The sequence below is a fragment of the Capnocytophaga sp. oral taxon 332 str. F0381 genome, assembly GCF_000318275.2.
GTDB classification, from domain to species: domain Bacteria; phylum Bacteroidota; class Bacteroidia; order Flavobacteriales; family Flavobacteriaceae; genus Capnocytophaga; species Capnocytophaga bilenii.
This window is the reverse complement of record NZ_KB291254.1, coordinates 1-648: the sequence shown is the minus strand read 5'-3', so window position 1 is coordinate 648 and position 648 is coordinate 1. Positions and strand designations below refer to the sequence as shown.

Below are 648 nucleotides of genomic sequence, written 5' to 3'. Positions count from 1 at the left end.
TGCCTGTAGAAGATGTTAATGGCTTGTTCAAACGCACTTGGGTACTAGTAGTACAGCCATATTTATCCACTACCTCAAAGGTATGCGTAGCAACTCCTAAATTATCAAAGGTATAAGTATCACGATAAGTGCGAGTTACCACACTGCTATTATGCTTAAATGTATAAGGCGCATTGTTATAAGCCCCTGGTTGCGTATTAGCTCCATTTATTGCCACTACTTTAAGCGTTACCTTACCATTGTTGCCCGTTACAGAACAGAAATTATTATCACTTGGCGAAGTACCCGCTGGTTGCAATTGCAAAACTTTAGGCTCGTATATCTTATACGCCTGTGCCGTAGTAGCCTTACAGCCGTTAGCATCAGTTACACCTATAGTATAATTACCCGTTTGTGTAAATACAAAAGATGTATTCGTTGAAGTAGCGTTAAGCGCTATAGTGGTAATCGTTACGTTACCTTTATAGATAGCAAAGGTATAAGGTTTTGTACCCCCTGTCGCCGAAAGCAACTGCGCTGCCGTAACCTTAGGCGTACAACCCAAAGTAACATCACCCTGCGCATTTGCTGCCGTTACCTGCAACTGCGCTGGCTCAGTAATCGCAAAGGTACGCACTATCTCACAATTAGCGTTGTTGAGTTCTCCTC

1 pseudogene is annotated in these 648 nt (G+C 42.7%); it reads right to left on the bottom strand.

From position 1 onward, the window contains the following. Positions 1-648: pseudogene (locus HMPREF9075_RS13335) on the bottom strand (hypothetical protein); the annotation flags it as partial.